Source organism: Brevibacillus laterosporus, assembly GCA_007833815.1.
Classification (GTDB): Bacteria; Bacillota; Bacilli; order Brevibacillales; family Brevibacillaceae; genus Brevibacillus_B; species Brevibacillus_B laterosporus_D.
Genome location: CP033464.1, coordinates 5,085,781 through 5,102,924, shown reverse-complemented (window position 1 = coordinate 5,102,924; position 17,144 = coordinate 5,085,781). Strand labels below are relative to the sequence as shown.

The following is a 17,144-nucleotide window of genomic DNA, read 5'->3' as shown; positions in this document are numbered from 1 at the left end:
AGCTATAAAACCTATTTCGCCATCAAGGAAGAGGTAGTGAACTTAGAAGCACCTACGACTATATTTGGAGTACATGGTTTCCTAGTGTGGAATATGAGCTGGATGTACGGGATAATTTTGAGGTGTATGGACCGGAATTTTCAAAAATAGTAGACGAAAATGCTATCATTTTGTTATATATTCCTGTTAGAAAAAAATGATGTAAAATCGCAAGTCTAGTTGCTTGCGATTTTTTTGTGCGCTGGGAAAGTATACATGGTTGAGCTGATAGAATTACCCTTGATTCTACTAGTTTTACAGAAAATAAAAACACTTCGTTTCAGTAAAAAAACAAGCATAAATTACACACACCATCCATACTTTGTTAGTAATCATTACTAGCCGTCAGCATAAGCAGATTCTCAGGCGGGATTGATTGGGAGAAAGACAGAGTAGGGAATTAAAGGGGGAGATGAAATGAGGAAAATAGGGAAAATGGTAGGGTGTGTAGGAAAAAAATGGGTGAAATCACTTCTAACTGGATCAGTAGCAATCTCGCTCGCGGCCTGTTCTTCACAAGCAGGTACAGGTGAAACGTCCAAGACAAGCGAGCTATCAAGTAAAGCGAGTGTACAACAGCAGAAGCTGGTCATTTACACAGGGCGTGACAAAAGCGTAGTAGAAGATTTTATTCCTAAATTTGAAGTAGCTCATCCCGATATAAAGGTGGATGTATTAACGATTGGAGCACAAGAAATTTTGGAGCGGATACGTGGGGAAAAAGCGAATCCACAAGCGGATTTTTGGTGGGGAGGTACACAATCGGGATTAATGACTGCCGCAGATGAAGGTTTGCTAGAAAGCTACAAACCGCCATTCAGCAATCATATTCCGACCTTGTATAAAGACTCACAAGATCGTTGGTATGGGGAAATGCTACTGCCAGAAGTCATCATGTACAATCCCGATATGCTACCAAAAGCAGAAGCGCCCAAAGATTGGGATGATTTACTAGACCCAAAATACAAGGATAACATTATTATCCGTGGTGTTTTGAAATCAGGTACGATGCGCACGATCTATTCGGCGATGATGTATCGTCAAGGTCTAACAACTCCAGACAAGGGCTATGAATGGCTGAAAAAATTGGACGCGAACACGAAGGAATACGCTCAGGATCCTACCAACCTGTATTTGAAGCTAGCACGTCAAGAGGGTGCAATATCTCTGTGGAATTTGCAAGATGTCATGATCCAAAAGGAAACAAAGAAGCAACCATTTGATTACATTTATCCAGCAAGCGGTGCGCCAATCCTAGTAGATGGAGTAGCGATTGTAAAGGGCGCTAAAAACCTGGATGCCGCTAAGGAATTTTATGACTTCTTATTTGATGAAAAAATACGAATTGAAATGGCAGAGAAGTACTACCAAATTCCCACACTATCAAATATCAATAAAGAAAATCTGCCTGCTTGGTTAAAAGATGTGGAGCTAAAACCATTGGAGATTGATTGGAAGGTCATGGCCGAGAAAGAAAAAGAGTGGATGCAATATTGGGATGAGAATATTAAAGGAAAAGGCAAGAAATAACTGATAGGTGGCAATACAGAGAAGGGGGCATCCTTTGGTTTCGTATGACAGGAGAGGAGGAATATAGTTGAGTGGAGTCACGTTAGAGCACGTAACAAAGGCATTTGGCAAAGCAAAAGGAGTGGAAAACGTCCACATTGAGATTAAACAAGGAGAGTTTTTTACGTTCCTTGGACCAAGTGGATGCGGAAAAACAACCACGCTACGTATGATTGCCGGTTTTTACTATCCTACCTCAGGTCGCATTCTATTTGCTAATGCTGATATGACATATGTTTCACCACATAAGCGAAGTACAGGTATGGTGTTTCAAAATTATGCTCTTTTTCCACATATGACGGTGTTTGAAAATATAGCCTTTGGTCTACAAGTCCGCAAGCGTAACAAAACAGAAATCAAAGAGAAGGTAGAGCGAGCACAGAGATTGGTGCATTTAGACGGGTATGGAAACAGACGGATTGATCAATTATCTGGGGGACAACAACAGCGTGTGGCCCTAGCAAGAGCGTTAGTCATTGAGCCGTCCATTTTATTATTAGATGAACCATTGTCCAATCTGGATGCCAAACTACGAGAAGAGACACGCTTAGAAATTAAACGTTTGCAAGTGGAGCTCGGTATCACCACGATCTATGTGACGCATGATCAAGCAGAAGCCATGGCGATGTCGGATCGCATCATGGTGATGCAGAGTGGTGAAGTGCAACAGATTGGTACACCAGACGACATTTATAACCGTCCGTCTAATCGTTTTGTCGCTTCTTTTATTGGAGAAACCAATTTGTGGGAAGGCGAGGTTGTGCAGATAGACGGAGAAGAAGTTAGTGTGCAAATCGAACCTGATTTGCTTGTGATAGGGTATCGTCATCATGTGTCAACTAGCGAGAGTATGAAAAAGGGAGCCAAAGTATCCATCTCCGTTCGCCCTGAGGCTATACAGATTAAAAACGAGAAGGTAAACACTCAAGCTGACGTAATCGACCAGCCACTTGTCCGAGAAATCAATCAAATGAAGGGACAAATTATCATCTCCGAATTCACAGGTGCCAGCATTACCTATGTCTGTAAAGTAGGCGACAAACAACACCTGAGAGCGATGTTTATTCATGCGGGCAGTCAAGTAAAACAGCGTGGGGAGACGATCACCTTGCACATTCCTAAAGCAAGTGTCTATTTTATTCTTACGGAGAACCCTATGTGTAAGTGATTTAGTGCAACGAAGGAACCCAGAGTAAGCGGTTTGGTAATCACCTAGTTTGTTTAACGGATCGGGGAGGTACCAAATGAATACACAACCGAAATTACTGCGAAATAAATTTCTACACCTCACGATTTTTTCCTCTAACTCTTTTGTCTATGTGCTAGTTGCCCCTTTATTTCTCATCTTGCTCGCTTATGTCGTTTATCCGTTATGGCAGACATTTTTTCAAAGCATGAGCATAGACAGACAGTTTTCGTTTGCAAATTACGCTCGTTTTTTTAGTTTGGAGCATACGGCCAATCTGGAAGCACTTTGGACCAGTTTGTACATCTCAGTGCTAAGTGTGATCACGTGTGGCATCGTGGGAATAAGTATGGCGTTTCTATTGGAACGCTATGATTTTCCCGGACGCAAAATTTTGTCTGTACTAGCCATGGTTCCGATGGCATTGCCCCCTCTGATTGGTGTGCTTTCATTTACATTTTTATATGGAGAGAGCGGCATTATTCCACGGGCATTAAAGGAATTATTTCAGCTCCAGCAGGTCCCTTTTTCTTTGAAAGGCATTTGGGGCGTACTGATTGTCCATACTTTTACCATGTATACCTATTTTTATATGACGGCCTCAGCCGCTATTAAAGGGTTAGATCCTTCGCTTGAAGAGGCGGCAGCTAGTCTTGGTGCTAACCGATTTATAGTCTGGCATCGTGTCATTTTGCCTATGCTTACGCCAGCTATTGTGGCATCCTCTTTGCTGGTCTTTATGATTGCAATGGCTTCCTATACTGCTCCGCTTATCTTTGGAATTGACCGCACGATGACCATGCAAATCTATCTTTCCCGCACCAACGGCAATCTTGATATGGCGGCGACACAATCTACTATCCTATCTGTCGTTTCAATCGTGTTTTTGTTAGTGATGCGCTGGTATCAAGGGGTACGCAATTATCAGAATCAAAGCAAAGGGGTAAGCGTACATCGCACGGAGGTAAAAAGTAAGGTAGGTCGATATACAGCAATGGTCCTCTCCACAATTGGTATTGTTATCCTCATGTTGCCGATCCTTGTGCTAGTGCTCCTGTCTTTCTCAGAAGACGCTACTTGGACGGTACAGATTTTACCGCCATCCTACACCTTTTCTCATTATCTGGATCTATTTACGGACAGTAAAACATGGAGACCCATCGCCAACAGCTTTGAACTGAGCCTGATTGCAACCATTGGGAATGTCATCTTTGGGGTAGCGGCGGCTTATGCGATGATTCGATTGAAATTTAGAGGAAAAACCTTGCTGGATATCCTGATCATGCTTCCGTGGGCATTGCCTGGCACAGTTGTCGGGATTAATTTACTTGCTGCCTTCAGCGAGCCACATCTATTTGGCTTTAATCAAGCTTTGGTAGGAACAATCTGGATTTTACCTCTGGCTTATTTTGTTCGTCATCTGCCATTGGTCTTTCGTTCCACGTCAGCTACGTTGATGCAGACCGATCATTCCGTGGAGGAAGCGGCCCGTAATCTGGGAGCTTCTTGGTGGTACAGCTTCCGACGTGTCGTATTTCCCATGGCGTTAAGTGGAATTTTGGCAGGAACATTATTGGCATTCGTACAGGGAATTGGGGAGTTTGTAGCTTCTATCCTATTGTTTACGACGAGCACCACACCCATTTCTGTAGAGATATTCCAGCGAATGTATTCCTTTGAATTCGGCACAGCCTGTGCATATGGTGTCTTGCAGATTGTGTTGATTATCATTGTTCTGTTCCTTTCTAAAAAATGGACGGGAGATCAAGCTGGCTCAGCGGTTTAGGGCTATGAGGTCTGAAACGAATCAATAGTAGCCAGACTAAATGTTGCACCCACACGGGAGTATAAGTGAACAACAGCAAGCTTCATTACCGTTGTTTTCCAAAAGTACGACCTCAAAAAGGGAGGAACCCCTTGAGAAAAGGAAATTTGTGTTTCCGCCTGTTTTCCAAATGGTTTGCAGCTGTCACCAGCACAGCTCTTATTACTACGTTGGTAATCCTGCCTACTCCACAGACCGCCCATGCCGATCGGGGAGTCGTTGATTTATGGAAATCGATTCTGCCGCTGACTACGGTGGCAAGTGCGATGAATACCGGGGCACATCCCGATGACGAGCATAGTGCTACGCTTGCGTATCTTAGTCTGGGCAAAGGGATAGAGACAACCAGTCTGATTGCTACTCGTGGAGAAGGTGGCCAAAATGAGATCGGCGGTGAGCTGGGCAATTCGCTAGGCATTATCCGTACGCGGGAACTACAAGAAGCATCCAAAATTACCAACGTGAACCTCATCAATCTTAGTGAACAAATTAATGATCCCATTTATGATTTTGGCTTTTCCAAAAGTCCAGATGAAACATTAGAAAAATGGGGCGAACAGAAGACCTATGAACGCTTAATTCGTCATATCCGTCAAATGCGTCCCGATGTGGTGATCCCTGCTTTTCTAAATGAAGAATCTACTCACGGTCATCACCGGGCGATTAATGTGATTACGGTGCGAGCTTTTGAAGATGCCGCCAATCCTAATGTATTTCCTGAACAAATCAAAGCAGGATTATCTCCCTGGCAGGTTAAAAAGTTATATCTACCAGCAAGTGACAAGGATTATACAGTTCGGGTTCCTATAGGTGATTACGATCAAATATATGGAGCTTCCTACAAGCAGCTGGGGGAAGAATCTCGGTTTATGCACAAAAGCCAAGGAATGGGGCGCCACTACGACGAGGGACCTGACTTTGCCTATTATAAACTGGCAAAAGCAGTTGGGCCCATGAAACAGAAGGAAACGGGCATGTTTGAGGGCATCCCCTGTACCTTTGAGGACTGGTCCAAAGAGATTGCCCAACAGAAGCAAGGAAGTCGTCTATCCCAAAAAATCCAGCAGCTACAAAGCGATGCAGAACGTATTGTCAGCGCTTATCCAGACTTTTTGAAAGTGGCTAAGGAAGTTCATCAAATGAAAAAGGATGTAACAGAAGCGATCAAGGAAGCCAAGTCACCTGAGCTAGATGCAGGAAGCCAAGTGGATGTGCTACACCGTTTGAAGGTAAAGGAACGTCAACTAAATAAAGCGAGTGCAGAAGCATTGTCACTCGTAGGTAAAGTAAAGTCAGCCAGTAGTGAGCTAATCCCTGGGCAAACGACTAAAGTGACGGTAACAGTATACAATGGCGGTCAGGTAGCAATCGAAAACGTAACGTTATCACTGAACACACCAGATGGATGGAAGGTGAAGGCGACTGGTTCTACGACCTTTGGCAAAGTCAGTTACAACCAAACTATATCAGCCACCTATGACGTAAGCATTCCAAAAGATGCTGCCAAATTTCATCCGTATCGCTTACCAGTGGTTTCTGGTGATATCACCTACAGGGTTTTTGGAGGGAACGCGACCTTGCTTGTTATACCACAAGACGCGATCGGCATTTTACCGCCATTCTCCTTATCACTCGACCCGAATGCCACTGTGTTAAATACGTTACAGCAAAATCAATCAATTCCAGTCAAAGTAACAGTGAAAAACGATACACCGGGTGCTAGCGAACCAACCATTTCACTTACGTTGCCTGTCGGCTGGAGTGCGAAACCAGCGTCGAGTAAACTCTCCTTTGCTAGTAAAGGGGAAACCAAAAGCATCTCATTCCAGATAACCCCATCCAAACAAGTAAAGAGTGGTACGTATGAGATTTCGGCAAAAGCGAGCTTGACAGGATTACAGAGTCAAGAAAATGTGCAAGTCATCAAGTATCCACACATTGGCACCACCTATTACATCCAACCCGCTGTACTTGCTATTCAAGCGTTTGATCTGCAACTGAAGAAAAATATAAAGGTTGGCTATATTGCCAGTGGTTTTGATCAAATCGACCAATATTTGCGCCAATTAGGCATCAATGTGGTCAATTTGGATGCAAAAACGGTAGAATCAGGCGATTTACAGCAATATGACACAATTGTGCTTGGCATACGGGCATATGGTTTTCGTCCGGAACTGATTTCAAGTAATAAGCGTCTACTTCAATATGTAGAGAATGGTGGTAATCTGGTCGTACAGTACCATAAGCCAGAGGATAAATGGACGCCTGATCTAGCTCCTTATCCGATTACGATCGGGCAACCACTTATTAAGTGGCGTGTTACAGATGAAAATTCCAAGGTGACAATACTACAACCAACACATCCATTATTTACAAAGCCAAACAAAATCACCGAGCAGGATTGGAGTAGTTGGATTCAGGATCGCTCTGCCTATAACCCATCTGCTTGGAGCAAAGAGTATACCGAGCTAATTAGAAATGGTGATACAGGTGAGCAGGAGTTCACAGGTACTTACCTTACTGCCAAATATGGCAAAGGAACCTATACGTACAGTTCCTTGGTCTGGTATCGAGAAATTCCAAGTTTAGTGCCGGGTGCGATCCGGATGTTTGTTAATATGATCAGTTTGAAGCAATGAAGCAATGAAGCTAATAAGGTAGCCAACGAGTCAATTTGTAGAGCAAACTGTTTACCTTTCACCCATGAGGGTTCCCAGCGTAATAGGGAGCCCTCGGATGTTTAGATGTAAATTGATCCACTAAAATAGATGAGGAGGCATAGTACATGACTTATCAAGCACAACAAGCGAAAATGTACAAACAAGAAGGAACATCCTTCCCTGGGAAAACCTATGCAAAAGTAGTTCTAGAACCTGCTTTTGAAGAAGCAAAAACACACCTGTTAGCACCAATGATGGCCATCAATAAAGCTCACTTAGTCATGTTGAAAGAACAGGGACTACTCTCTGTAGATGAGGCGAGACAAATCGCGAACGCGTTACAGAAGCTTGATTTGGAAGCATTGCGTCAATCTACATACACGGGTAAATATGAGGATCTATTTTTCCAGGTGGAAAGCCAGTTGCTAGAGTTGGCAGGTGACCTTGCCGGCAATTTACATATTGCACGTAGCCGTAATGACATGGGGATTTGCATTTATCGGATGGTACTAAGAGAGGAGTTACTTGCAACATTTGCATCAGGAATGCTTTTACATGAATATTTGTTACAGGTGGCACAAGAGCATATAGATACAGTAATGGTTGGCTACACTCATACCCAACAGGCACAACCAACTACCTTGGCTCACTATGTAATGGCGATGGCAGATTCCTTGGAACGCGACCTACGTCGATTACGATCTGCCTATGAAAATTGTAACCGTAGTCCAATGGGGGCGGCTGCGCTGACCACTTCTGGTTTTGCGATCAGTCGAGTTCAAATGCAAGAATTATTAGGTTTTGATGAAATGGTAGAAAATTCCTACGATGCAATTAGTGGTGCCGATTATCTTGGCGAGGCGATGGTGGCAGTTCAGTTGGCAGCAATTAATCTTGGGCGATCGGTACAGGATCTCCTACTGTGGTGCACGCAAGAATTTGGTGCTGTGAGGGTGGCAGATCCGTATGTTCAGATCAGCTCCATCATGCCCCAAAAGCGTAATCCAGTCTCGTTGGAGCATATGCGGGCCTTATTATCCAGTTGCGTAGGTACGACTAACACAGTGCTTTCGATGATGCATAACACCCCGTTTGGTGATATTGTGGATACAGAAGATGACATGCAGCCGTATGTGTGGAAGAGCCTGGCCATTTTGGATAACATGTATCGTTTGCTTGCAGCAGTCATGACGACCATGCAGGTGAATAAAGAAGTTCTATTGGCACGAATCAAGGGAAGCTTTGCCACGGTAACAGAACTTGCGGATACATTGGTGCGTACGGATAAGTTGTCTTTTAGGACGTCGCATCATCTCGTCAGTCACGTGGTACAACAGGCGCTCAAACAAGGATTGACGGCTGATCAAGTAAGTCTTTGCATGGTAAATGAAGCAGCCCAACAAGTGATAAAAAGAGATGTGCTACTGACTGAGGCAGAGCTTGCTGAAGCGCTTGATCCTGTGCATTTTGTGAAAATTCGTACGTTGCCAGGTGGCCCTAGCCCAACAGAAATGATGCGCATGATTCAATCTCGAAAAACAAGACAGGAGCTGGTGCAGGACTGGTGGCAATCAGCAACATTGCGTTGCCAAAGAGCCTTGTCGCAACTGGATCATACCCTGTCGACATGGAGTGAGAACACATGAATAAAAGGCATATCCCTCTTCTTGCTGTAGATGGAGGAGGTACCAAAAGCTTGGCGATGATACTCGATCAGAACCAACATGTACTTGGAACTGGGAGGGCAGGATCATGCAACTATCATGGAAACGGCGTGGAGGCAGCCACACATGAGTTAAAAAAGGCGATTAATGGAGCCATGACTGAAGCCTTGACTTCCCAATCACAAAACCCCTTTGATACACAATCTCCTCTACAAGTAGACTGTGCCGTTTTTGGCATAGCAGGTCTTGATACTTCATACGATCGAGCTATCATATTGAAGCTAGTTAACCAAGTACTTTTTGATCTGAACATTCAAATAAACCAGATAGTAGTTGAAAATGATTGCGTTGCTGCCCTTATGGGTGCTACGAACGGTAGGCCCGGAATTTTGGCCATTGCTGGCACAGGTTCCATTGTTTGCGGTGTAGGCACGAACGGAAAGAGTAGCAGAGCAGGAGGATGGGGACATCGAGTAGGTGATGAAGGCAGTGGTTATTGGATCGGCAATCAAGCGCTAACCGCTATATTTAGATCATCAGATGGTCGAGCGAATTCCACCTTGCTAACAGATGAAGTGCTTGCTTATTTACAAATGGATGATGTGGAGCAGCTTTTTCACTGGGTCTATAACGAGAAAACGTATTCGGTTGACAAAGTAGGAGAATTATCACGCCTAGTAAGTAGCGCAGCACAAAAAGGAGATCAAACGGCACACTCGATTTTGGAAAAAGCCGCAGATGAACTGTTTGAGGGTATAAAAATGATCATGGGTCAACTTAACCTGCATGATCAAGCTTGTCCCGTTATTTTACAAGGGGGCGTCTTGAAGCATGAACCATTCGTGAGACAAAGGCTCATTCAGCTTATCAGTCAATATGCACCAAAAGCGATGGTGGATGATAGCGAGCAGGATCCGATTAAAGGCGTAATTGCCATGGGATTCCGAGCAATGAATAACCGCCAATATCCTGATACCAATCCAAAGGACTAAGGGGAGCGAAGGGATGAAGCTACATGGGAAATTTTATCGGAAATTCTAAAGAAAGACGCCTACTGTTTCTTTTTCCACACCCCGATGATGAATCGTTTGCCTGCGCTGGAACCATCGCAAAATACAGCGAGTTAGGTCATCATATTTATTTGGTGACGGCTACATCAGGAAATAAGGGTAAGTGCGGCCCATATTCAATCACTTGTCAAGAGGAACTAGCTGTCTGGCGTGAACAAGAGTTAAGCTGTGCCCTCCGCTGTTTGGGTGTATCCCATTTGCTGTTATATCGCTATTCAGATGGTGGACTTACGCAGATGGACGAAAATACTTTAACAGAACGAGTACTTCAGACATTACTATCTATAAAACCAGAGGTCGTCATCACCTTTCCACCAGACGGAGTAACGGGGCATCCTGATCATATTGCGTTATCTAGGGTAGTGGAGATAGCGGTAAAGCGTTCAGAAGCACAATTAACTGAACAAGAATATGCCGATTTGTATTATGTCTCCATTCCGCATTATTATGATCATTGTACGGAATCTGCGCCACAAGCGGCCTTCCCTATTACAGGTAAAGTGGATATTTCAAATTATCGAAACCGAAAAGGCAAGGCGTTGCAGGAATACAAGAGTCAGGAATACTCGGTCAATAAAGCATTCCCCGGAGTGCTACAGGGTGATTTTTCTGTAATAAGTCCCTACGAATATTACACACTTATCCGTTCAAAAGGAAAAGATGAGTCTATCTGCACAGAGGAGCACGATAGCAACACAAAGCTGACGAGCGTTCCGACTTTTTGTTTTTTTAAGAACCGAGCAGATTAATCCAACAGATGACACACGGAATATATTCGTGTGTTTCTCTTTTTATATTGATGTTTTGAAAGTTACCTTTTTTCTGAATAAATCTTGCCACCCTCTTCTTGCTCATGTAAGGTAAAACAGAGGAAACACACCATACCCATACTGTAGATAGATAAAGGGAGTGAGACAGCATGAAACGTACTATGGTAATGAGCGATATTCATGGAGAATTGGATAAAATGGAGCAATTATTAACGAAAGCCAATTACCGTGCAGATAGAGATCAACTCATCCTGTTAGGTGACTATGTAGACCGTGGACCAAATGCTAAGGGAGTCATTGCCAAAGTAAAGGAACTGACTAAAGAAGGAGCCATTGCGCTACGAGGAAATCATGAAGACATGATGATTAAAGCGTTAACCATTGCCAATGAGTTTTGGATGGGCAGATGGATGCGTAATCATGCGCCTACAACATTACGACCCTACGGATTTGAGTTACCATTAACAGAAGAAGAAGCCTTACAACAGGTGATCAGACCAGTATCAGGATCAAATGAGCCACCTAGAATCATACCAAATAAAGAGGCCCCAGGGATTAAACTGGAATTACCTGATCAATTGGTGGAGGATATTCGTTTCTTGGAACAATTGCCACTCTATTATGAGACAGAGGAGTACATCTTTATCCATGCAGGAGTGAGTCCAACAAAATCGCTGGTTGAAATGGACGAGCAAGAAATGATCTGGATACGCGAAGAATTCCATCATGGTTATGCGGGAGAAAAGATTGTTGTTTTTGGTCACACATCGACGAACTATTTGCATGAAGATGGTAGCACGGATGTTTATTTTGGGAAAAATAAGATTATTGGTATTGACGGAGGATGTGTTTATGGAGGTAAATTGCACTGCCTGGAATTGCCGAGCCGTCAGGTATATACAATAGAATAATGATGTCTATAAATGAAGGGGCTGTATTCCAAAAAGGAATGGAGCCCTTTCTTTTTCTTCTGAAGGCCCACGTACAGTGTAAAACCTCAGAGTAAATCGAAATGGAACCAAAAAGAGCTAACTCCTCCCATGCAAGCCACGATAAAGCTTATAGTCGATTCTTCTCTTTTAGGCACCATTAATAAAAAGGAAAAAATTTCAAAATGACGAATAGTAATCGAAAGAATGTTATGAGACATTTCAATAGTTACAGTGGAGGTGCCAGCTAATTGGAGGACAGGAAACGAGACTTGCTTGAGTGGCAACGGGAGAATCTGAAAAAGTTGGTAGAACATTTCCCTGCCTTGATTCATCAAGGCGTTCTGGTAAAGAATGAATGGAAAAAGCTGTTTGGAGAGGATGCCATAGTCGAGGATGGATACGGGTTAACCTGGCCAAACAAGAAAGCCGCATTACAGGAGTCATCACAGAGACCAGCTTTTTCGCCCACACCCAAGATTAATGTACAGCGTTCCCAAAATGCTAGCGAAACAGAAAATCTGTATATAGAAGGCGATAATCTAGACGGATTGCGACTTCTCTGTGACACACATACAGGTAAAATCCAATGTATCTACATAGACCCCCCTTATAATACTGGTAAAAACTTCATTTACAAAGATAACTACCACAGTAAAACGAAGGGCAAACTCTTGGCTCATAAAAACTCGTCCTTGTTTGATCAAGAATGGCGAGAAAGCATGCATAACGATTGGCTCACCATGATGTATCCGCGTCTGTCAATAGCGCGTCAGCTATTGACAGAAGATGGAGTCATTCTCATTAGCATTGATTCTAAAGAATTTGCAAATCTGCGCCATATATGTGACGAACTTTACGGTGAACAAAATTATCTAGGTGAATTTGTTTGGAGCGGAGGGAGAAAAAATGACTCCAAGTTTATTTCCATGTCGCATGAATTTATGTTGGCATATGGAAAAATAGTAGCTATCTTCAACAACATCGAAAGGTCTGGCGCGAGAAAAAAGTGGGCTTAGCTGAAATATATAAGCAGGGTAAGCAGCTTAGAAAAAAGTATGGAGAACGGTCTCGTGAGGCGAGTCAGGAATTAAAAAAATGGTATCGGACGTTACCAGATGATCATCCCTCCAAGCAACACAGCCATTATGCCGCAATTGACGCTAAGGGAGTTTACTTTCCAGGTGATATCTCTTGGCCAGGTGGAGGTGGTCCTGTCTATGATGTATTGCATCCTATCACCAAAAAAACGGTTAAGGTTCCATCGAGAGGCTGGGCTTATACCGAAAAACGCATGCACGAATTCATTAAGGCAGACTTAATTCACTTTGGTATAGATGAAACAACTATTCCCTGTATAAAGCGTTATCTGCATGACACGGAGTATCAAGTGCCGTATAGCGTTTTTTATCATGATGGTAGACGTGCGATGAAACGCTTGCGAAAGCTAATGGGTGGTCAACTCTTCCCCTTTCCTAAAGATGAACGATTACTTAAAAAGATTGTGGAGATCGTAACGCATAAAGAATCGATTGTATTGGATTTTTTTGCAGGTTCATCCACTACGGCCCATGCTGTTATGCAATTAAATGCAGAAGATGGTGGAAAACGTACTTTTATCATGATTCAACTGCCAGAAGCACTACCGACTACCTCCATAGCCTATCAACACGGCTACCGAACCATTTGTGAGCTCGGTCAGGAACGTATCAGACGTGCAGGAGAACTGATTTTACAAGAAACGGGGAGTCAGCAGACTGATTATGGGTTTCGCGTTCTTACGCTTAACGGTGTTGATATAGATAAAACAGGCGATTAAGGCACTCTTGTTTGCCTTGTGGATGGTAATCTCCATAACAAATGAGACTATGTAAATAGCTTTGCTCCGCCTGTTTGTACTCACCTAAACGCTGATAATATTGACCTAGTAAACGATAAAAATGACCGCAGCTTCTTTTCTCGAGATAGGTTTCAGGTTGAATGCTCCAAAAAGACTGATCCTCAAGCAAAGAGGCAATATTTAATACATGATCGTAGTCTAAGTATATTTCAATGAGTTGATTGACTACCAACTGAATGGTTTTACGACTAGCAAGTGTCAGACATTTTTTTAACTGCCGAATAGCGGTGGCCTTGTTGCCTACTCGATACTCTAGTAACGCCCTCATTAGTCTGAATTGCTCAGACGAGGAGGTGCGGGAGATTTGGCTGTAGCAAATAAAGGCTTCTTTTGCCCTTTGGAAATCCTCCAATGCATACGATGAGTAAAACAAAGTGCTATAAGCATATAGCGTGTGAGCATGTTTACGTTGGGTCATTTGCAATAATTGCTGGCTATACACGATGGATTCGTCATACCGACATAAGAGATAGGCATGCATGCTCATATTTTGATATAACTGGATTTGTTGCTCAGCAGGCAGGAGAGATGCGTAGAATAAAACATTTTTTCCTAGGTAATAGGCGGATTCAAAGTCCGCTTCTTTTTGCTGCGCCATCAAATATAGCTGTAGAAAAAGTTGAGCCAAATGCTGAAGCAAGCCGTGGTCTCGTGCGTATTGAGCCATAAGGTCGTATAAAGCTTGTTTTAACACATTGTCTTTTACTTGCTGAGTTTGTTCGTAAAGCTTTCTAAGCAGGCTATCAGTCTCTTCCTGAGGTGACTTTAGATAACTGAGTGCAATTTTACGCACTAGCTGCAGATTACCCAATCGGAGCGCATCTTCCAACAATTCCTCCAAAATTTCTAGGCGTGGTTCCACCAATAAATAAGCCTCAATAATCTCTGTATAGGGAATGTGTAGTTGCTCGACAATAGGTTTTAACGTTTTCAGCTCTGGACGCCTGGTATCGGCATTTTCAATTTTAGAGATGACGCCCTTACTGATTCTAGTCATGTGGGCAAGCTGTGTGATGGAGAGGTTGGCTTGTTGCCGATAGTTGCGAATAATTTCGCCGATAGTTACGTAATACATACTATCTTGAAATGAAGCGCTCATGAGTCAACACCTTCTTTTCTCACAGATTTTTGCGAAAAAGCAGCTCCAACAAGGTATACAATTTTTAAATTTGTTTATAACAAGGCTAAGAGAGTATATAAAGGAGGTGTGGGAACGTTGAATGGATTCTGGATAAAGCTTGTGGTTACTCCCTTTTTGTTTCTGGTACTAGATAATGTGTATGCTGGCATTTATTATCCTTCTTGGTGGGAACCTGTAGTAACAGGTGTGGTGGTAGCACTTTTTGGTCAATTAATGGAGCTAATGTTTTTGCAGCCGGGTACCTTGTGGTTTACGACTTTGCTTGATATGATCATGTGCCTGGTTGTTGTCTTTTTTTCTAAATTTATCTTTGTTGGAACAAAAATGGGTATGGACGGTGTTTTTTTCATCGCCGTTTTTTTCGGATTATCCGAGTATTTTCTTCATCTTTGGCTTATTCGCAGTGGCCGCGTGGAGAAAGTGTAGGCCATCAACTGGAGTTTATCACCCTGTAGCGATCTTGTGGAATATGTACAAGATCGCTTTTTGATGGTGAATAAGAGAATACAAGAATATATGTTCTGTTTGGTGATAAAAGAAAGGCCTGACAAGCATCAGGCAAAAACAAGGTATGACTAAGAACCAAATGCTACTAATAAAGTCCCAACGGCAATTAGTCCAATACCGATACCACCAAGTAAGCTAACTCGTTCGCCGAGGAAAACAAAAGCTAAGCCAACAGCCAAAACGACGCTTAATTTATCAATGGGACCGACTTGGGCAACCTTCCCGTACTTTAAGGCAACAAAGTAAAACAACCACGATAAGGCTCCAGCCACACCGCTTAGCACGATAAAGGAAAGAGCTTTTTTGTTGGCAATAACTTCGCCAACGGCATTCCATTTTCCTTCAAAAAGAACTACACCAATAAGAAATAAGGCCATAATGACAGCGCGAACAGCGGTTGCCGTATTTGCATCCACCTCGCTTAAACCAATTTTTCCAAAAATGGATACTAAAGCCGCCATCAAGGCAGATAGTAATGCAAAAATTAACCAAGCTTGCATAGAAAGAACCACCTCTGCATGTATGTATAAATGTTAGAATTACCGGGAGAGAAGCACTTCCTAGTATCCCTACAGACCTTAAAAGCACTTACGTTGTTTGCCGTTCAAAGGTCCGAAGCATTTGTTCCAGGAGGTGAATAAATTCTGTTTTTTTACAATAATAGCATTGATCGAGCCAAAAGGGGTGAAGATTATGCCAGATTGTTGGTTCAGATATATGACGAAAACGCCCAAACAGCTGACGTGGGTAAGATGTATGAGTGAATAATACTTCATATTGATTGTTTACATAGATGGTTTGTTCATCTGCTGATTCAGAAGAGAATCCACGAGAGACTAATGACAAATCTGCTATATCAGTTAAGAGATCACGAGGGGAAAATAATTCCAGGTTAGTATCTATTTGCTGTAAGAAAGTAGGGCCATATTGCAAAAACAAATAGGCTACCTCATCTAATCGCTCTCTCAATTCTTGTTCATCCTTATAGCTAATCCACTGAGCTACTCCGTGTGTACGACCCCATTTTCCTTCAACCCAGATCCAAAGATCAACGCTACCATAGCTTGCGTGTTGTAAAAGAGCAGTAAACTTTCGCTGACGCTTGTGAAACGTTAAGAGCAAGCCAGTGTTATTTACATAGGGAGTGGCACGATTAAAAGCAAATTGCTCAACTGCATTACTCCTTTTCTCTTTATCCACTTGGTTTGTGATAGATAGCGATTCAGACAGAACAAATCCTGCTTGAAGCATTTGTTCTTGCAAACAAGTGTTGATCAGTTTTTTTACTCGAACAGGTGAGCGTCGACTCTTAGTAAAAAGAATGTTTCGCTGTTGCAAAAATTCTGCTGTTTGTCTGGACAGAGATGCGTAGGAACAACCTTCGATACATGTTATATCAAAGGCTTGGAGAAATACCTCCCTGGCTCCTGCGTGTGCTTTTTGATCTGATCCATTCAGTAACGCGTAGCTAAGAAACCTCTCATAGCTTGACGGGACTGTCACCCACTCCGACAAGGTGGATAGCTCGCCCTCCACTTGGCTTTCAGGGGTAACATCATCATACTGGATGTACCAAGAAACAAGAGCTTCTCCATTCAAATAGCAGGAAAATCCCCAAGCTTGATCGGGCAGACAAACTATATACATGCAAAGCTGTCCAGTAGCCTCTGAGATGTAGGCAGCGAACTCATCGCTTCCTTCTTCCTCATCAGATAACATGATCGCTGTCCAGTTTTCGTTTATTGAATAAAGGTAGGATGTGGTATTATTTCGCTTGAGAATTGCTTGCACATGATCTTTATCTATCTGATAAAGCAATGTGGCATAAGTAGTACAACCCATGCCGTCATTCCTCCTGTCTTTTTTACACTAGTTCTCTTTATC

The 17,144-nt window shown here is 42.9% G+C and carries 12 protein-coding genes and 2 pseudogenes; 11 read left to right on the top strand and 3 right to left on the bottom strand.

The features are described 5' to 3' along the window. Positions 1-11 precede the first annotated feature (11 nt). The 10 genes and pseudogenes from EEL30_25140 to EEL30_25095 all read left to right on the top strand — a co-directional run bounded on the left by EEL30_25140 (position 12) and on the right by EEL30_25095 (position 13,531). Positions 12-200: pseudogene (locus tag EEL30_25140) on the top strand (AraC family transcriptional regulator). Between the two features lie 256 nt (positions 201-456). Continuing rightward, on the top strand, positions 457-1,569 hold the full coding sequence (locus EEL30_25135; protein ID QDX95285.1) for an extracellular solute-binding protein: 1,113 nt from the start codon (positions 457-459) through the stop codon (positions 1,567-1,569). 67 nt (positions 1,570-1,636) lie between these two features. Continuing rightward, entirely contained in the window at positions 1,637-2,776 is a 1,140-nt protein-coding gene (locus tag EEL30_25130) for an ABC transporter ATP-binding protein (protein QDX95284.1), read from the top strand. A 76-nt stretch (positions 2,777-2,852) separates the two neighbouring features. Continuing rightward, positions 2,853-4,580, top strand: a complete 1,728-nt coding sequence (locus EEL30_25125; protein QDX95283.1) for an iron ABC transporter permease — start codon at positions 2,853-2,855, stop codon at positions 4,578-4,580. A 146-nt stretch (positions 4,581-4,726) separates the two neighbouring features. Beyond that, the gene (locus tag EEL30_25120) at positions 4,727-7,258 is read left to right on the top strand and encodes a hypothetical protein (GenBank protein QDX95881.1); all 2,532 of its coding nucleotides are present in this window, start codon (positions 4,727-4,729) and stop codon (positions 7,256-7,258) included. 146 nt (positions 7,259-7,404) lie between these two features. Further along, positions 7,405-8,925, top strand: a complete 1,521-nt coding sequence (argH, locus tag EEL30_25115; GenBank protein ID QDX95282.1) for an argininosuccinate lyase — start codon at positions 7,405-7,407, stop codon at positions 8,923-8,925. Continuing rightward, a complete protein-coding gene (locus tag EEL30_25110) occupies positions 8,922-9,935 on the top strand; it encodes an N-acetylglucosamine kinase (GenBank protein ID QDX95281.1) in 1,014 nt (337 codons plus the stop codon). Before argH ends, EEL30_25110 begins: the two co-directional genes overlap by 4 nt. 23 nt (positions 9,936-9,958) lie before the next feature. Continuing rightward, the gene (locus tag EEL30_25105) at positions 9,959-10,762 is read left to right on the top strand and encodes a PIG-L family deacetylase (protein ID QDX95280.1); all 804 of its coding nucleotides are present in this window, start codon (positions 9,959-9,961) and stop codon (positions 10,760-10,762) included. Positions 10,763-10,932: 170 nt separating this feature from the next. After that, positions 10,933-11,694 carry a serine/threonine protein phosphatase gene (locus tag EEL30_25100; GenBank protein ID QDX95279.1) on the top strand — a complete coding sequence of 254 codons (762 nt, stop codon included), beginning with the start codon at positions 10,933-10,935 and terminating at the stop codon, positions 11,692-11,694. Positions 11,695-11,963: 269 nt separating this feature from the next. Continuing rightward, positions 11,964-13,531: pseudogene (locus EEL30_25095) on the top strand (site-specific DNA-methyltransferase). Here EEL30_25095 and EEL30_25090 read toward each other — a convergent pair. After that, complete coding sequence (locus EEL30_25090) at positions 13,497-14,711, bottom strand: helix-turn-helix domain-containing protein (GenBank protein ID QDX95278.1); 1,215 nt, start codon at positions 14,709-14,711, stop codon at positions 13,497-13,499. The pseudogene EEL30_25095 and the gene EEL30_25090 overlap by 35 nt on opposite strands. Before the next feature lie 108 nt (positions 14,712-14,819). Between EEL30_25090 and EEL30_25085 the strand changes: the two genes are divergently transcribed. Further along, a complete protein-coding gene (locus EEL30_25085) occupies positions 14,820-15,179 on the top strand; it encodes a hypothetical protein (protein QDX95277.1) in 360 nt (119 codons plus the stop codon). A 149-nt stretch (positions 15,180-15,328) separates the two neighbouring features. On the opposite strand, the gene EEL30_25080 is transcribed toward EEL30_25085, so the two are convergent. Next, a complete protein-coding gene (locus tag EEL30_25080) occupies positions 15,329-15,760 on the bottom strand; it encodes an EamA family transporter (protein ID QDX95276.1) in 432 nt (143 codons plus the stop codon). Between the two features lie 88 nt (positions 15,761-15,848). Continuing rightward, positions 15,849-17,102 (bottom strand): hypothetical protein, encoded by a 1,254-nt coding sequence (locus EEL30_25075; protein QDX95275.1) that lies wholly within the window; start codon positions 17,100-17,102, stop codon positions 15,849-15,851. Between the last annotated feature and the right edge of the window lie 42 nt (positions 17,103-17,144).